We start from the raw sequence: 16,053 nt of genomic DNA, 5'->3' as shown, positions 1-16,053 counted from the left end.
GTTGTTTTACCGTGGTCAACGTGGCCTATTGTTCCGATGTTAACATGCGGTTTGGTTCTTTCAAATTTTTCTTTTGCCATTATTTTTCCCTCCTAAAGGATATTATTTTTTTGTTAATTCATCTGCTATATTCTTTGGAACCGGTTCATAGTGATCGAATTCCATTGAGTAGTTTGCACGTCCTTGTGTGCTTGATCTTAATGCTGTTGCATATCCGAACATTTCTGAAAGTGGAACATATGCGTGAACTGTTTGTACGCCTTTTTCAAGTTCCATTCCTTCAATTCTTCCTCTTCTACCGTTCAAGTCGCCCATAACATCTCCTAGGTATTCATCAGGAGTAACGACTTCAACTTTCATCATTGGTTCAAGAAGTACAGGTTTTGCTTTTTGAAGTGCTTCTTTAACAGCCATTGAACCTGCGATCTTAAATGCCATTTCTGAGGAGTCGACTTCGTGGTAACTACCGTCAAATAGTGTTACTTTTACGTCGAGTACAGGATATCCTGCGATAACACCGCTTTCGAGTGCTTCTCTAACACCTTGGTCTGTAGGTCCGACAAATTCCTTCGGAACTACCCCGCCAACGATTGCGTTGACAAATTCATAACCTTTACCAGGTTCTTGAGGTTCAACTCTAAGTTTAACGTGTCCGTATTGACCGTGACCACCTGTTTGACGTACAAATTTTCCTTCAGCTTCAGCTGTTCCTTGAATGGATTCTTTGTATGCAACTTGTGGATTACCTACGTTTGCTTCAACCTTAAATTCACGAAGAAGTCTGTCAACAATGATGTCCAAGTGGAGTTCGCCCATTCCGGCGATAATTGTGTCGCCTGTTTCTTGGTCTGTGTAAGTTTTGAATGTCGGGTCTTCTTCTGCAAGTTTCATAAGAGCAATACTCATTTTTTCTTGTGATGCCTTTGTTTTCGGTTCAATTGCAACTGCAATAACCGGTTCCGGGAATTCCATGTTTTCAAGGATTACCGGAGCTTCTTCCAAACAAAGTGTATCACCTGTTGTTGTGTATTTTAAACCAACAACTGCAGCGATTGCTCCTGCTTGTAGTTCATCAACTTCTTCCCTTTTGTTAGCGTGCATAAGAACGAGACGTCCAACTCTTTCTCTCTTGCCCTTTGTTGAGTTGAAAATATAAGAACCGGATTTTAAGTCTCCTGAATAAATTCTAATATATGCAAGTTTTCCAACAAATGGGTCAGAAACGATCTTAAATGCCAAAGCACTTAGCGGTTCGTCGTCTGATGCGTGTCTTTCAACAGGGTTTCCTTCCAGGTCAACACCTTCAATAGGTGGAACATCCAAAGGACTTGGTAGATAATCTACGATTGCGTCCAATAACAATTGAACACCTTTATTTTTATATGATGAGCCGCAAAGAACAGGAGTCATTTTATTAGTAATTGTAGCCTTTCTTATAGCAGCTTTTATTCTTTTCTTGTCGATTTCGTTTCCTTCAAGATAGTCTTCCATGATTGTATCATCGAATTCTGACACAGCTTCGAGCATTTTTTCTCTATACTCATCAGCTACATCTCTTAAATCTTCAGGAATATCTTCATCTCTGATATCATTTCCCATATCGTCGTAGTATACTTCAGCACGCATGTCGATAAGGTCAACTACGCCCTTAAATGTATCCTCAGCTCCGATAGGAATTTGAAGTGGTACTGCGTTTGCATTTAGTCTTTCGTGCATCATTCTTACTGATCTGAAGAAGTCAGCTCCTGTAACGTCCATTTTGTTCATAAATGCAATTCTTGGTACATGATATTTATCAGCTTGTCTCCAAACTGTTTCTGATTGTGGCTCAACACCACCCTTTGAGTCATAAAGTGCAACAGCTCCGTCCAATACACGAAGTGATCTCTCAACTTCTACTGTAAAGTCAACGTGGCCCGGGGTGTCAATTATATTTAATTGATAGTCGTGCCAGAAAGCAGTAGTTGCAGCAGATGTGATTGTGATACCTCTTTCTTGTTCTTGAGCCATCCAGTCCATTTGAGCAGCGCCTTCATGGGTTTCACCAATTTTATGAATTTTACCTGTATAGTACAATATTCTTTCAGTAGTGGTGGTCTTACCAGCGTCAATATGCGCCATGATGCCTATATTTCTAAGTTTTTCAAGCGATCTCGCCATAATACCTCCTAGTATCTAAAATGAGCAAATGCCTTGTTAGCTTCAGCCATTTTGTGAACATCTTCACGTTTTTTAACTGAGCCGCCTTGTTCGTTTGCAGCATCAAGAATTTCTTTGGCAAGTCTTTCGACCATAGTTCTTTCGCTTCTCTTTCTTGAATAAAGAGTAAGCCATCTGAGTCCTAGTGTTTGTCTTCTTTCCGGACGAACTTCCATAGGAACTTGGTATGTTGCCCCACCAATTCTTCTAGCTTTAACTTCAAGTACAGGCATGATGTTGTTTAGTGCCTTGTGAAATACCTCTAATGGGTCTTCACCTGTCTTTTCTTTTACGTAATCAAATGCTTCGTAAACAATTTTTTGGGCTGTTCCCTTTTTACCGTCAAGCATAATGTTATTTATAAGTTTTGCTACTACCACGTCTTCAAATACTGGATCCGGTAGTACAATTCTCTTTGGAATGTGACCTTTACGTGACACTTCTCTTCCCTCCTTAATAATTATTAATTCTTTGGTACTCGTGGAAAAAATTCCACGCGGTTAGTACGTCTATCACATCCCTTTGATAAAAGGATATGAGTTAGACTTTTCTATCTACTTCTTTTTAGCGTGTTTTGCGCCGTATTTTGAACGAGCTTGTTGTCTGCCTTCTACTCCGGCAGCATCAAGTGTTCCACGGATGATGTGGTAACGAACACCAGGTAAGTCCCTTACACGTCCGCCTCTCAAAAGAACAACAGAGTGTTCTTGAAGGTTGTGTCCAATTCCCGGAATGTAAGCAATAACTTCAGCTCCGTTTGTCAAACGTACACGTGCAACTTTTCTCAAAGCTGAGTTAGGTTTCTTAGGTGTAACAGTTCTAACTGCAACACAAACTCCACGTTTTTGTGGTGAATTTACAGGTGTGTTTCTTTTTTGAAGAGTATTGAAGTTGTAACCGAGTGCCGGTGTCTTCTTTTTCTTCTTAACATCCTTTCTACCTTGTTTAATCAACTGATTAATTGTTGGCATTTTATTTCCTCCTTTTCCTTTTATCTGCGGGTCGTTTTCCTTTTAAAAAGGGTCTTTCGACCACATACAGTTAATTTTAACACAAGCAAAAAGAAATGTCAAGCAAATTTATAAATTTAGCTAAAACATTTCTCTGAATTAAAACTTTATTTTTATGTTTATTTTGATCCGTTTAAAATATCAATCCATTCGGCTGTATCAAGGGTCCCTTCAATTATTCTGTCCTCATCAATCCTATATGTCGGAATAACTTTAACCCCGAGAGCTTCGGCTTTGTGGTTGTCGTCAAGAACTAACGCTTTTGTAGAATCCATATCTATGAATTCAAGCATTTCATCAACATCAATTCCAATTTCGCCGGCAATTTTATTTATTACTTCGATGTCGCCAACATCTTCCCCTTTAATAAAAGCCGCCTTCATGAGTTCTTCTTCAAATTCATGGTCCTTATTTACGCTCTTTGCATATTTCATTGCGAGATGAGCAAGATGTGTGTTTGCAGCAATTGCATCTTCCATATTGTAATCAAGGCCCTCTTCTTTCGCATATTTAACAATTCTATTCATGGTGCCTTGCACCTCATAGTAATTCAAATTATGCTTTTCTTTTATAGTGTCCTTCAACTTTTTATGCTCCGACTTTATATTCGGATTCAACTCATAAGCCAAAAATTCTATCTCAGGCTTAACACCGGACTTTTCAATTGCTCTTTCAAGAGATTTTAATCCAATATAGCAATATGGACACATAAAATCAGAAAATATTTCAATTTTCATACTCTCACCTATTCTGCGTCAAATCCAACATTTTCAATTGCTTGTTTGAGTTCAGTGATATCAAAATCCCCGTCAACTTCGGCACATCCGCCTTCCAAGTTTACTTCGTATTTTTTAACGCCCTTAACTTTTTTTATCGCTTCTTCAACTGCATGTTTACAGTGGTTACAGCTCATTCCATTGATTCTAATTAACATAACATCCTCCTTAATTTTTTCTCATACTAATAGTATACCATAAATACTTTATGTTTAAAACTACTTATTCTTTAACCTTAAGCTGTTTGTAACTACGCTAACACTACTAAATGCCATAGCAGCTCCTGCAATCATCGGATTTAGTATACCCAACGCTGCTATAGGAATTCCGACAACATTGTAGAAAAACGCCCAAAAAAGATTTTGCTTTATAGTTTTCATTGTCTTTTTCGAGACATCAATCGCTCTAGCGACCGATTTTAAGCTTCCACCGACAAGAGTAATATCTCCGGAGTCAATTGCAATATCTGTTCCAGTTCCCATTGCAAAACCAATATCTGCCGTTGCAAGTGCGGGGGCATCGTTTATTCCGTCTCCAACCATACCGACGACTTCAGTTTCCATGAGTTCTTTGACCTTTAAAACTTTCTCTTCCGGCAAAACTTCCGCATAATATTTGTCGATTCCCGCCAAACCCGCAATTTTTTGAGCTACTTTTTCGTTGTCTCCCGTAATCATAACGGTTTTTAATCCCATGTCGTGTAAAAATCTGATAGATTCTTTTGAATCTTCTTTGATTTCATCGACAAGTCCGACGAGCATGTTCAGCTCCTTATCTTCAACAAGTCCGACATACGTCGCTTCGGGTCTCATATTCTCGCGAATTTCCGCACCTATTTCAATTCCCAACTCCTCAATACTTTTTATGCTGAGTGCATAATAATTTTTGTCAAGAATTTTAAATCCCACTCCTCGCCCTTCGATATTTATAAACGAGCCGTTTATTTTTTTCGGCGGATTGTCGTGAAAATAATCCACAATTGCCATTGCAATCGGGTGCTCACTATTGACTTCCATCGAATAAAGGATTGAGCGATTTATGCCCTTATCTCCCTTTATATTTATCATGTCGACAACGTCAGGTTTGCCTTTTGTGATTGTGCCTGTCTTATCGAGAGCTACTGCTGTGAGCTTCTCTGCATTTTCAAGTGCTTTTGCATCCCTTATTAAAATTCCCTCGTTCGCAGCCTTTCCGGTTCCGACCATTATAGCCGTCGGGGTCGCCAGTCCGAGAGAACACGGACACGCTATGACCAAAACCGACACAGCCGATATGAGCGACTTTTCAACATCACTTCCAAAAACTCTGTGGAGTAAAAATGTCAAAATCGCAATGCCAATTACAGTCGGCACAAAAATCGAAGCGACCTTATCCGCAAGTCGTTGAACCGGTGCTTTTTGGTTTTGTGCTTCTTCGACCATTCTTATGATTTTCGAAAGCCCCGTTTCCGTCATATCCGTGGTGACTTTAACCTCTATTGAACCATTTAAGTTGAGCGTACCCTGATAAACTTTATCGCCGACATTTTTATCAACCGGAATTGACTCACCCGTAAGCATTGACTCGTCAACCGTTGTCTTTCCCTGTACTATATCCCCATCTCCAGAAATATTTTCGCCCGGTCTTATAAGAAGAACATCTCCAAGTTTTACATCTTTTGCACTTTTCTTAAAAGTATTTCCGTCAACAATTACCGTAACTTCTTTCGGTGCTAAGTCCATAAGCTTCATAAGTGCTTCTCCTGTTTTAGACTTCGCCCTAAGCTCAAGCATTTTTCCCAAAAGCACAAGCGTTATAATCATTGCCGAGCTTTCAAAATAAAAATGATCATGTCCGACATACCAATTGTAAATGCTATAAAAATATGCTGCAGACGTTCCCATAACTACGAGCACGTCCATATTCATCGCTTTTGATTTTATGGATTTATATGCCCCCACATAAAAAGTGTATCCCACGTAAAACTGAACTATTGTCGCAAGAGCAAATTGTATTTCCGGTTTGTCCCAAAAGACACGAATGCCCGCCATATGAAAAAACATTATAGAAAATAGCGGCAATGTCAGAATTGCGGAAAGTATAAATTTTCTCTTAATTGAAGCATATTCCTTTTCTTTCAGCTTTTTGTCTTTCTCAATATTTCTTTCACGTTCAAGCTCCGCGCCGAATCCTATTGACTTAACCTTATCCTCAATCTTCTTAGAATCAAGTTTGTTTTCGTCATATTTAATTCTCATCTTGCCCGTTGCAAGATTTACATTAACTTCGTAAACCCCGTCCGTTTTCGAGAGAACTTTTTCAATTCTCGTTTGGCAAGATGCACAGTGCATGCCCGTTATTCTAAAATAATTTTCCAAATAATCACCTCTTTGTTATAATACCCATAAAGAGCATTTGTTATTCATTATTAAACTTGATAAAAATCCTTACATTTGGTATAATTTAGATATATTATAAGAGGTGAAATATGTTAGAAAATATGGAAACATTAGTAGCTCTTGCAAAATCAAGAGGATTTATTTTTGCAGGCAGTGAACTTTACGGCGGATTATCAAACACTTGGGACTACGGCCCTGTTGGTGTACTACTTAAAAATAATGTTAAAAAAGCATGGTGGCAAAAATTTGTACAAGAATCCAAATACAATGTCGGCGTCGATTCGGCAATACTTATGAATCCTGACGTTTGGAGAGCAAGCGGACACTTGAGTTCATTCTCCGACCCGCTCATCGACTGCAAAGCATGTAAATCGCGTTTCAGAGCCGACAAACTCATTGAAGACTATTGCAATAAAGAAAACATCGATGGTGTAAACCCTGATGGATGGTCAAATGAAGAGCTTTTAGGTTATATAAAAGAAAAAAATATTGTCTGCCCGAACTGTGGGAAGCTTGATTACACTGACATAAGACAATTCAACTTGATGTTTAAAACTTTTCAAGGAGTTACTGAAGACAACACCGCTGAAATTTATTTGAGACCTGAAACTGCACAAGGCATTTTCATAAACTTCAAAAATGTTCAAAGAACTTCAAGAAAACAAGTGCCTTTCGGCATTGCTCAAATAGGAAAGAGCTTTAGAAACGAAATTACTCCAGGAAACTTCACATTCAGAACTCGTGAGTTCGAGCAAATGGAACTTGAATTTTTTGTAAAGCCGGGCGAAGACGACGATTGGTTCGAATATTGGAGAAACTTCTGTAAAGAGTGGCTCTTAAAACTTGGCATGCGTGAAGAAATGATGAGACTTAGAGATCACGAAAAAGAAGAACTCTCATTCTATTCAAAAGCAACAACCGACATAGAATACAAATTCCCGTTCGGATGGGGCGAACTATGGGGCATTGCAAACAGAACCGACTATGACCTGACAAAACACATGGAATACTCAAAATCAGATATGAACTATTTAGATCCGCAAACAAATGAAAAATATATCCCTTATGTTGTTGAACCTTCTCTAGGTTGTGACAGGGTAACTTTGGCATTCCTTGCAGATGCATACAGAGAAGAAACTTTGGAAGACGGCACAACAAGAGTTGTTATGAAATTCCATCCGGCTCTTGCACCATACAAAGTCGCAATTCTTCCGTTGACAAAGAAATTGACCGAAAAAGCTGAAGAAGTTTATTCAGAGTTAATTAAATATTTCTCTTGCGACTTCGATGAAAAAGGTTCAATCGGAAAGAGATACAGAAGAGAAGATGAAATTGGAACTCCTTACTGTGTAACAGTCGACTTCGATACATTGGAAGACGAAACAGTCACAATCAGAAATCGTGACACAATGGAACAACATAGAATAAAAATCGATGAAATTAAAAACTTCGTAGAAGATAAAATGGTATTTTAGAAAATACCCTCTCAAATTTGAGAGGGTATTTTTGTTCAAAAAAATAGACATCCGACAAAGTCAGACATCTATCAATTTATTGAATACTTATATTCCAAACGTCACCTTCATACCAACTAAGGTTTTCCGAATTGAATACATATCTTAAATTTGCTCTAATATAAGTTCTGGCAATAGGTGATCCAATTCCACGAACCCACGCATTTTCGAGCAAATCTTCAGAAAATCTTCTGTACTTATCAATCCTTTTTCTTACATTCATCGGCTCCATAGATTCAACGTATTGCTTAAATCTATTTTCCTGTGGTGCCCCCATAAATTCAGAGCCTGTGTATAAAAGCCCATAATCAGGAATATCACCATTCTTAAAATTCGAAATGTAGATGACATTTGCCATTTCTTCTCTCATAACGCTTATATCTTTTTTTATTTCTTCCGGAGTTCTAATGGATTTTTTTACAGAAATGCCAATTGATTTTAGTTTATTTTCAATTCTCGTTGCAATAAAATCATTAAGACCCACATTAGAATATAGAAGAGTGATTTTAAAAGGCTTGCCATTTATAAAAAGTGTATTTCCGACCTTGTTGAGATTCGGCTCAATCTTATCGTATGGCATTTCAATTTTGCTGTAAAATCTGTTTGAAAGACTTACAATGCCTACATCATATTTTAACAGCTTATATCTCTCAGTAGTGAAATCCTCCTCATCAATTGCAGAAAATATAAATTTTCTGATGATAGGATCAATCAAGTCACCCGACGGTACATTCATAAGTAGAGTGGAATTATTCTCGTAAACAGTGAACATATTATAATTGTCGCGAATTGTTTCATCAAAACGTATATCATTGTTCCCGTAAATATCTATAATATCCGCTTCTCCACTATATAACTCCGATTTTTTGTCATTAAGTGTCTCTTCTCGAATGAAAATATTTTTTATCGCGGGCTTATTGTAATAAAAATTCGATTTAGATCGCAGACTGCAAAAGTTGAGTTTTTCATAATTATATAATGCGTACGCACCATTTCCCATCGGTTTATCATCAAGTTTTCGTATATCCGAGATTGGCCCCTTTCCATAATACGCCTTAGAAATTGGTCTAAAATTAAATGCTGAATCCATTTCAACGTTAGGATTTAAGAGATGAATAAGAAAACTTTTTTCATCCAAAATTTTAAATCCACTTATTTCATTACTTTTATTTTTATAAAAATCCCATGCTCCTTCAATATTAAACAGAAGACTACTTCTCTCGACGCCTGTATAGTTTTTATCTAGAAGAAGTTTTAAAGAAAATAGCACATCCTCTGACGTAACAGGAGATCCATCCCACCAATCTATATCTCTTAGTCTAACCCTTATGTTGCCATTTATATTTTTAAAATCAGTTGACAACGAGTTATTTGTTGTGTAAGTTAGATCTCTATTTTTGAAAACAATCGGTAAAAATTGTAAAAAGCTTATAGTTTTATCTGCATCAGAAATTGCATAAAGTGGATTAAACACTCCATCAATGCCATTTTCAACGACTTTCAAAATATTTTTCGCGACAGGAATTTCTTCGCTTATATCAATCACATTTACCGTGTTTTTTTTGATTATGCCATCGTCAATAATATCACTTTTTCTTTCGCAACCGATAATGAAAATTACTAAAATTAAAATCGAAAGAAATTTACTTAACTTTTGCAATGTTAATAATTGTCTCTACAGCTTTTTCCATTTCTTCCGTTACGGCATATTCATAACGTCCGTGGAAATTATATCCTCCGGTGAAAACATTCGGACATGGAAGTCCCATATATGAGAGTCTTGCCCCGTCTGTACCACCTCTAACTTTTGTTACAACAGGAACAACATCAGCTTCTTTCATTGCAGCCATTGCGAGTTCCACAGGTCTCATGTCTTCTTCGATTTTTTCTCTCATATTGTAATAACTATCATTCATATCCAAAATAACTTTACAATCATGTTTGGATTCTATGAACTCACAAGCTTTTCTCATAATTTCCTTTTTCTTTTCAAAGGCTTTCTTGTCGAAATCTCTTATAATAAAACTCATTACAGTCTTATCAACATTGCCCTCAATACTATTCAAATGGATAAATCCTTCAGAACCTTCAGTATTTTCTGGTCTATCAAAAACAGGAAGCATCGAGAAAAGTTCGTATGAATAAATGACCGAATTCTTCATCTTTCCCTTTGCGCTGCCCGGGTGAACATTTCTGCCTTCAATTGTAACCTTCGCATTTGATGCGTTGAAGTTTTCATATTCGAGGCCACCCAAATCTCCACCGTCAATTGTGAATGCAAAATCTGCACCGAACTTTTTAACATCAAACATATCGGCGCCTCTTCCAATTTCTTCGTCAGGAGTAAATCCAATTTTTAAATTTCTTCTCTTTATATCAGGATTTGCCAATAAATATTCAACTGCAGTCAAAATTTCAGCAATTCCCGACTTGTCATCCGAACCCAAAAGCGTTGTTCCGTCTGTTACAATCAAAGTATTACCTTTCTTATTTTCTAATTCCGGAAAATCTTTTGGACTTAAAACATATTTTCCATCGCTGTCAAGATTTATATCTCCACCATCATAATTTTCAACGAGTCTCGGCTTTACATTTTCTCCGCTCATATCAGGAGCAGTATCCATGTGTGCAATAAGGCCAATTGTCGGTTCGCCTTCAACATTTCCCTTTAACTCGGAATAAACATAGCCATGTTCATCAACTTCCGCTTCAAGACCCATAGACTTTAGTTCGTCAACAAGCATATGTGCCAAATCAAATTGTCTCTTCGTACTTGGTATAGTTTCGCTTTCTTCATCCGACGTTGTATAGACTTTTGCGTATTTTATAAGCCTTTCAACTACCTTAGATTTTAAATCCATAATAACCTCCAAAAAAAATTAAAAATTTTTAAAATTTTTGCAAAAAACACTTGCATTTTAAAAATTAATATGTTACAATAAATAATGTTGAATGAAACACGTGCCATTAGCTCAGTTGGTAGAGCACTTGACTCTTAATCAAGGTGCCCAGGGTTCGAATCCCTGATGGCGCACCAACCAAAACGTTGTAATCTTATGATTGCGGCGTTTTTTTGTTGCATTTTTTAATTGAAATCACAACAGTCCCCAATAAATCCAACAAAATAAATTCCATTTCCATTAAATATTACTTTCCTTGTAAATATATTATGCACGTTTTTAAAATATTAGTCAAGACATATAACTCCTCCACATTTATTTTTAAACTATCTTCCCTAGAATATATTTTTAAATTTTTATATAATTTATTTAGAGGGGAAAATAGAACGAGAAAACTTTACCCTATAACTGTTCGTTTGTCATGATAAAAGAACTGCTAATAATAATTTAGCATTTCTTTTATTTTTCAAATATTTAAATGGAAAAAATTTTATCATAAACCACACCTCAAACATAATTTTCAATAGTTCTAGAATTTTTGACAAAATAAAAGCACCTGTAATATCGTTACAGATGCTTTTTCCTTTATGTGCTAAGTGCACTTTATAAAAGGAGATAAAAAAATGAAAAAAACAATGTCACCTTATATATATCCAAAATTTATCATTTTAAACATTAATTTAATTAATTTTTATCTTTTCCTTTATTTTTTGAACTATTTCATCGTATGCCATTACATAAGTGTCTTCAATTTTTCCATCGTCAATAAATCTTCCAAGTTCAGGATCGAACGGAACTTGTCCCAACATGTCAAGTCCTTCTATATGTTCTTTCTCTCCAAATAAATATTCTTTGTGTCCACATTCTTTGCATTCATAATAGCTCATATTTTCGATTTCGCCAATAACATTTTGATTTAGTCTGAGTGCCATTTCATACGCTTTTAGAACAGCAATAGAAGCCATTTTAGACGGTGTTGAAACAACTACAACTCCATCGACAGGATAGTGTTGATAAATTGTGAGAGGAACATCGCCCGTTCCCGGCGGCATGTCAAGAAGAAGAAAATCTAAATCTCCCCAATTCATTTTAGTCCAAAAATCATTTAAAATATTTGACAAAATAGGTCCACGCCAAATTACAGGATCTGTTTTATTCGGAAGCATGAGATTTATACTCATAACTTTTATTCCTTCTCCCGTTTTATTCGGGAAAATCTCTTCTTCTGAACCATAAACTTTTTCCTCAATTCCAAAAATTTCCGGAATTGAAGGTCCCGTTAAATCACAATCGAGAACTCCAACCTTGTAACCCTTTTTGTTCAAATTTGTTGCCAAAAGGCTAGTCGTTACACTTTTTCCAACGCCACCCTTTCCAGATGTAACCGCAATAACTCTTTTTATATTTGATAATTTATTTTCCCACTTTTCAAGTGGCATATTATTTCCTCCGCATGCCATTATAATACCTCCTCAATTAATGCCACCGAAAAAACTTCTACGGCTTTTCCCTCTCCTACTGCATCTTGCTTTTCGTTTGTAGTAGCTTTCACATTTATTGATGAAAGACTAATTCCCATCACTTCCGCAAGTTTTTCCCTTATCGGCATAATATAATCTTTAAGTTTTGGCTTTTCCATAACTACTGTCGCATCAATATTTACAATTTTAAAGCCTTCATCCGAAATCATTCTCATAACTTCCTTCAAAAGAACTTTTGAATCTACGCCCTTATATTTTATATCCGTATCTGGAAAATAATAACCGATGTCTCTTAATCCCGCGGCTCCTAGCAAGCTATCCATAATTGCATGAATCAAAACGTCCGCATCTGAGTGTCCTAAAAGACCATTGTTATCTCTAATCTTTATGCCCCCAATGTAAAGAGGCCTATCTTCCGCGAAAATATGAATATCGTATCCGTGTCCAATTCTCATTTAACTTCTCCATTATCTATAAACAATTTAGCCAAAATCAAATCCTCCGGCGTCGTGAGTTTAATATTATCGTATGTCCCAAGAAACATATGCACGTCTATTCCAAGTTTTTCAACAAGCGATGAATCATCTGTTCCCTCAATTCCTTCAAGCTTACAATAGTAGTAAGCTCTTCTTAGATCCTCCGCAAAAAACACTTGTGGACTTTGTGCTGCCCAAAGAAGACTCCTTTTTGGCGTTATGTGTACGACATTTTTTCCGTCATCATTTACACTTTTTATAGTATCCTTGACGGGAACTCCGACAACTACAGCCCTGTTTTCTAAAACGTCAACAAGTGCTCCATTAATAGTTTCAACGTGAACAAACGGCCTTGCACCGTCATGAGTTAAAACTATATCTGTATCGTCCGGCAGAAATTCGAGACAGTTTGAAATCGTTTCCTGTCTCGTGCTCCCACCCTCAACAACTCCAATAACTTTTGAAGTGTCTCCAAGCGGTAGTATTTCATTCTTTAAATAATCTATTTCATCTTTTCTTGCCGCAACTACAATTTCATCAACATAGCTCGAACGTTGAAACTTATCAATCGTATGCATTATGACTGGCAGTCCATCAATTTTAATAAATGTTTTATTAATAGACGACTTCATTCTGTTGCTCGAACCCGCCGCCGCAATAATTGCGGTCACTTTCATATTATCTATCATTTTTTACCTTTGCAAAAATAAGTCTACCGGCTGAAGTTTGAAGAACCGATTGAACAGAAACTTCAACAACCTCTCCAACCAACTTAGATGCCTTTTCAACAACAATCATTGTGCCGTCATTCAAATAAGCAACACCCTGACCTTCTTCAGTACCGATACCCGTAATCTTTACCGTCATATTTTCCCCCGGTAAAACAACCGGCTTCACTGAGTTTGCCAAATCATTGATATTTAAAACTTTAATCCCCTTAACTTTTGCCACCTTATTTAAATTATAATCATTTGTAAGAACAACACCGCCAAGCTCATTCGCCATTTGTAAAAGCATCAAATCAACCGGAATCTTTTCGGATTTTTCGTATTCCATAACTTCTATATTTTTAGGATATTTTACTTGGAGCTCGTTTAATATATCAAGTCCGCGTCTCCCTCTATTTCTTCTCTCCGCATCCTCAGAGTCGGCAATATATTGCAGTTCCGACAAAACAAAACTAGGAATAATAAGTTCGCCTTCAATGAATCCGGTGCCCATAACGTCCAAAATCCGTCCATCAATGATAACTGACGTGTCAACAACCTTCAAACTTCCGGAGATATCACGGTTTTTTATAACTCTTTTAACTCTTGTATCAGGTTCGTTAGTGCTCTGTGGTTTATTTCTAAGAGAATCAAAAATCCTACGAAACTCTTCCTTTCTCCTTATAAAAATAGACATGCTCGTTGCAACGACAATTACATAAACAAAAATTGTAACGATAGTGGTTACAAGAGGAATTTCGATTTTTGAAACCAATACACCAATAAGAGCTGAGATTAAAAGGCCGACTACCAGCCCGATCACTCCTACCATAAAATCGAAAGCACCCAATTTTTTTATATCGTTGTCTATTGAATTCACAACTTTTATAACAAAACGCTCCAAGCTACCATATAATAAATAAAAAATAATTGCAAATAAAACTGTAGCAATAGCGTAAAAAGCATAAATAGTTCCCAATGAAAAAGGTCCGAGTGATTCAATTATAAACACGGACACAAACTTCATAACGGTAAATCCAATTGCACCGCCTATAGCGGAGAATAAAAATTTTAATATTCCCCTGGCAACTTTACTCAATAATATCATCCCCCGTTTCTTCTTCACGACTTTCGAAAACATAAGAATTTATTCTTTTCATCGCCTCATCTTCATCAATATCAAAGCTCAAAATAAGCTCCGACAAAAGAAGATTCGTTGCATTTGTAAGCATCTTCCTGTCGCCGCTTGCCAAATTCTTCTTTTTTGAAAGTAACATTAAGTTTCTTACAACCGATGCAACCTCAATAATATCACCGGTCTTAAGCTTATTTATATTCATCCTATTTCTTTGAGTCCAACTTGACGGCATCTTCGTTCTTTTACCCTCAAGAGTCTCTATAATATCTTCTTTCATATCGTTTTTAACAATATCTCTGAGTCCAAGTTCTTCCGCATTGTCTACCGGAACCTTGACTTGTACAGAGCCAACAGGAATACTGATAGTATAATACTTCTTCTCTTCCCCTAAGAAAGTCTCAATACTGATGTCGACAATAGTACCTGCCCCATGCATCGGGTAGCTTACCTTATCTCCAATTTTAAACATAATCTATCCCCCCATATTATATATTATAGCTATTAATCAAGTAAAAGTCAAATAAGGTTAATACTAGTTACAATTACAGAATATAATATTAATAAATAATATAAAATTATTGAGAATATAAAAATATAATTCACACTATCTTATATTCAATTCATATAAAACAAAAAAAGACGATTTAAAAGAATAACCGTCTTTTTAAACATATAATAATATAGCGACACATAGTGCCTATTGTGCGTGAAAAATTTAAAACTAGTTATTGAATCCGTGACAGTCCCACTTTATTTCTTCCCACTGTGCAGAATATGTGTATAAACACTTTTTACATCTTGCATAATTTTGGCATGTTCGTGAAAACTTTAAATCTGTGCCATATGCTTTTTCTGTGCACGCTCTTTGTTCTCCCAAACATATATACTCCAAATGCTTTTCGCCGATGTATTTCATGCTTGCAGCTTTACATTTCGGACATACCATAACTTTGAAAACGCTCGGAGTCACAGCATGAATTTCATCGTCTTTTTTTATCCTTCTGAACTCCTTAAATTTAGAAAGTTCCATATTTGCAAGCTTTGCCAATTTCTTCTCCGAATAAGATCTGAACTTTTTAAACTCCTTAATTGCATCCTCATATCTTTCCGCCTCTGAAAACATTTCCACTTTTCCTCCCGCAAAAACCACGGACGAAAAACAAATCAAGAGAACAATCGTCGCAACTAAAATAACTTTTTTCCCCATCATACTACCTTCTTTCATAAAAACATATCACATAAATGTATATGTATATGTATATTTATATTTATATTTCTACTTTTAGTATACCACTACCATAAATTAAATGCAAATTTATTTATGATAAAATATTATCTTGTGTATAAAAAAAGAGAAGATATAAAATCTTCTCAAAATTGTGCGGCTTCGTCCTAATCTCCCGGGAGGTCGCCCTCCGAGTACCTTCGGCGATGCAAGGCTTAACTTCTGTGTTCGGCATGGGTACAGGTGGAT

15 protein-coding genes, 1 tRNA gene and 1 rRNA gene are annotated in these 16,053 nt (G+C 36.4%); 2 read left to right on the top strand and 15 right to left on the bottom strand.

Features of this window, described 5'->3' with window-relative positions; all coding sequences use genetic code 11:
* Positions 1–102: 102 nt before the first annotated feature.
* The 6 genes from fusA to C7381_RS08280 all read right to left on the bottom strand — a co-directional run bounded on the left by fusA (position 103) and on the right by C7381_RS08280 (position 6,342).
* Positions 103–2,160: an elongation factor G gene (gene fusA / locus C7381_RS08305; protein ID WP_116480598.1), complete on the bottom strand. Its 2,058-nt coding sequence runs from the start codon at positions 2,158–2,160 to the stop codon at positions 103–105.
* An 8-nt stretch (positions 2,161–2,168) separates the two neighbouring features.
* A complete protein-coding gene (gene rpsG / locus C7381_RS08300) occupies positions 2,169–2,639 on the bottom strand; it encodes a 30S ribosomal protein S7 (RefSeq protein ID WP_034548149.1) in 471 nt (156 codons plus the stop codon).
* 114 nt (positions 2,640–2,753) lie between these two features.
* On the bottom strand, positions 2,754–3,170 hold the full coding sequence (gene rpsL, locus C7381_RS08295; protein ID WP_116480597.1) for a 30S ribosomal protein S12: 417 nt from the start codon (positions 3,168–3,170) through the stop codon (positions 2,754–2,756).
* Positions 3,171–3,328: 158 nt separating this feature from the next.
* Complete coding sequence (locus C7381_RS08290) at positions 3,329–3,946, bottom strand: DsbA family oxidoreductase (RefSeq protein ID WP_116480596.1); 618 nt, start codon at positions 3,944–3,946, stop codon at positions 3,329–3,331.
* Positions 3,947–3,954: 8 nt separating this feature from the next.
* On the bottom strand, positions 3,955–4,143 hold the full coding sequence (locus C7381_RS08285; protein WP_034548143.1) for a heavy-metal-associated domain-containing protein: 189 nt from the start codon (positions 4,141–4,143) through the stop codon (positions 3,955–3,957).
* A 60-nt stretch (positions 4,144–4,203) separates the two neighbouring features.
* Positions 4,204–6,342 (bottom strand): heavy metal translocating P-type ATPase, encoded by a 2,139-nt coding sequence (locus C7381_RS08280; RefSeq protein ID WP_245893833.1) that lies wholly within the window; start codon positions 6,340–6,342, stop codon positions 4,204–4,206.
* 110 nt (positions 6,343–6,452) lie between these two features.
* Between C7381_RS08280 and C7381_RS08275 the strand changes: the two genes are divergently transcribed.
* Positions 6,453–7,838, top strand: a complete 1,386-nt coding sequence (locus tag C7381_RS08275; protein ID WP_034548138.1) for a glycine--tRNA ligase — start codon at positions 6,453–6,455, stop codon at positions 7,836–7,838.
* A 76-nt stretch (positions 7,839–7,914) separates the two neighbouring features.
* Here the strand turns inward: C7381_RS08275 and C7381_RS08270 are convergent, their stop codons facing one another.
* Positions 7,915–9,537 (bottom strand): ABC transporter substrate-binding protein, encoded by a 1,623-nt coding sequence (locus C7381_RS08270; RefSeq protein ID WP_116480595.1) that lies wholly within the window; start codon positions 9,535–9,537, stop codon positions 7,915–7,917.
* Entirely contained in the window at positions 9,521–10,738 is a 1,218-nt protein-coding gene (pepT, locus tag C7381_RS08265) for a peptidase T (protein WP_116480594.1), read from the bottom strand. Before pepT ends, C7381_RS08270 begins: the two co-directional genes overlap by 17 nt.
* Before the next feature lie 100 nt (positions 10,739–10,838).
* Here pepT and C7381_RS08260 point away from each other — a divergent pair.
* Positions 10,839–10,914: transfer RNA gene (locus C7381_RS08260), tRNA-Lys, on the top strand.
* Positions 10,915–11,457: 543 nt separating this feature from the next.
* On the opposite strand, the gene C7381_RS08255 is transcribed toward C7381_RS08260, so the two are convergent.
* From C7381_RS08255 to rrf, 7 genes are all read right to left on the bottom strand, one after another.
* Positions 11,458–12,237 carry an Mrp/NBP35 family ATP-binding protein gene (locus C7381_RS08255; RefSeq protein WP_245893831.1) on the bottom strand — a complete coding sequence of 260 codons (780 nt, stop codon included), beginning with the start codon at positions 12,235–12,237 and terminating at the stop codon, positions 11,458–11,460.
* Positions 12,237–12,713 (bottom strand): 2-C-methyl-D-erythritol 2,4-cyclodiphosphate synthase, encoded by a 477-nt coding sequence (gene ispF, locus C7381_RS08250; protein WP_034548128.1) that lies wholly within the window; start codon positions 12,711–12,713, stop codon positions 12,237–12,239. The genes C7381_RS08255 and ispF overlap by 1 nt, the downstream gene beginning before the upstream one ends.
* Positions 12,710–13,423 carry a 2-C-methyl-D-erythritol 4-phosphate cytidylyltransferase gene (gene ispD, locus C7381_RS08245; protein ID WP_116480593.1) on the bottom strand — a complete coding sequence of 238 codons (714 nt, stop codon included), beginning with the start codon at positions 13,421–13,423 and terminating at the stop codon, positions 12,710–12,712. The genes ispF and ispD overlap by 4 nt, the downstream gene beginning before the upstream one ends.
* Complete coding sequence (locus C7381_RS08240; RefSeq protein ID WP_165803645.1) at positions 13,413–14,549, bottom strand: PIN/TRAM domain-containing protein; 1,137 nt, start codon at positions 14,547–14,549, stop codon at positions 13,413–13,415. The genes ispD and C7381_RS08240 overlap by 11 nt, the downstream gene beginning before the upstream one ends.
* The gene (locus tag C7381_RS08235) at positions 14,533–15,048 is read right to left on the bottom strand and encodes a CarD family transcriptional regulator (protein WP_034548121.1); all 516 of its coding nucleotides are present in this window, start codon (positions 15,046–15,048) and stop codon (positions 14,533–14,535) included. The genes C7381_RS08240 and C7381_RS08235 overlap by 17 nt, the downstream gene beginning before the upstream one ends.
* Positions 15,049–15,300: 252 nt before the next feature.
* Positions 15,301–15,804 (bottom strand): hypothetical protein, encoded by a 504-nt coding sequence (locus C7381_RS08230; RefSeq protein WP_133240937.1) that lies wholly within the window; start codon positions 15,802–15,804, stop codon positions 15,301–15,303.
* Between the two features lie 154 nt (positions 15,805–15,958).
* Positions 15,959–16,053, bottom strand: a 5S ribosomal RNA gene (gene rrf, locus C7381_RS08225); the annotation flags it as partial.

The organism is Ezakiella coagulans (assembly GCF_003096635.1).
GTDB lineage: Bacteria > Bacillota > Clostridia > Tissierellales > Peptoniphilaceae > Ezakiella > Ezakiella coagulans.
The sequence above is the reverse complement of the archived record's forward strand: the minus strand, read 5'-3'. Positions and strand labels throughout refer to the sequence as shown.

Excerpts from the sequence above, each read along its gene's own strand:
- C7381_RS08290 (WP_116480596.1), bottom strand. The coding sequence starts at position 3,946 with ATGAAAATTGAAATATTTTCTGATTTTATGTGTCCATATTGCTATATT.
- C7381_RS08285 (WP_034548143.1), bottom strand. The coding sequence starts at position 4,143 with ATGTTAATTAGAATCAATGGAATGAGCTGTAACCACTGTAAACATGCA.
- C7381_RS08240 (WP_165803645.1), bottom strand. The coding sequence starts at position 14,549 with ATGATATTATTGAGTAAAGTTGCCAGGGGAATATTAAAATTTTTATTC.
- pepT (WP_116480594.1), bottom strand. The coding sequence starts at position 10,738 with ATGGATTTAAAATCTAAGGTAGTTGAAAGGCTTATAAAATACGCAAAA.
- C7381_RS08230 (WP_133240937.1), bottom strand. The coding sequence starts at position 15,804 with ATGAAAGAAGGTAGTATGATGGGGAAAAAAGTTATTTTAGTTGCGACG.
- C7381_RS08255 (WP_245893831.1), bottom strand. The coding sequence starts at position 12,237 with ATGGCATGCGGAGGAAATAATATGCCACTTGAAAAGTGGGAAAATAAA.
- rpsL (WP_116480597.1), bottom strand. The coding sequence starts at position 3,170 with ATGCCAACAATTAATCAGTTGATTAAACAAGGTAGAAAGGATGTTAAG.
- ispD (WP_116480593.1), bottom strand. The coding sequence starts at position 13,423 with ATGATAGATAATATGAAAGTGACCGCAATTATTGCGGCGGCGGGTTCG.
- C7381_RS08275 (WP_034548138.1), top strand. The coding sequence starts at position 6,453 with ATGTTAGAAAATATGGAAACATTAGTAGCTCTTGCAAAATCAAGAGGA.
- C7381_RS08235 (WP_034548121.1), bottom strand. The coding sequence starts at position 15,048 with ATGTTTAAAATTGGAGATAAGGTAAGCTACCCGATGCATGGGGCAGGT.
- fusA (WP_116480598.1), bottom strand. The coding sequence starts at position 2,160 with ATGGCGAGATCGCTTGAAAAACTTAGAAATATAGGCATCATGGCGCAT.
- ispF (WP_034548128.1), bottom strand. The coding sequence starts at position 12,713 with ATGAGAATTGGACACGGATACGATATTCATATTTTCGCGGAAGATAGG.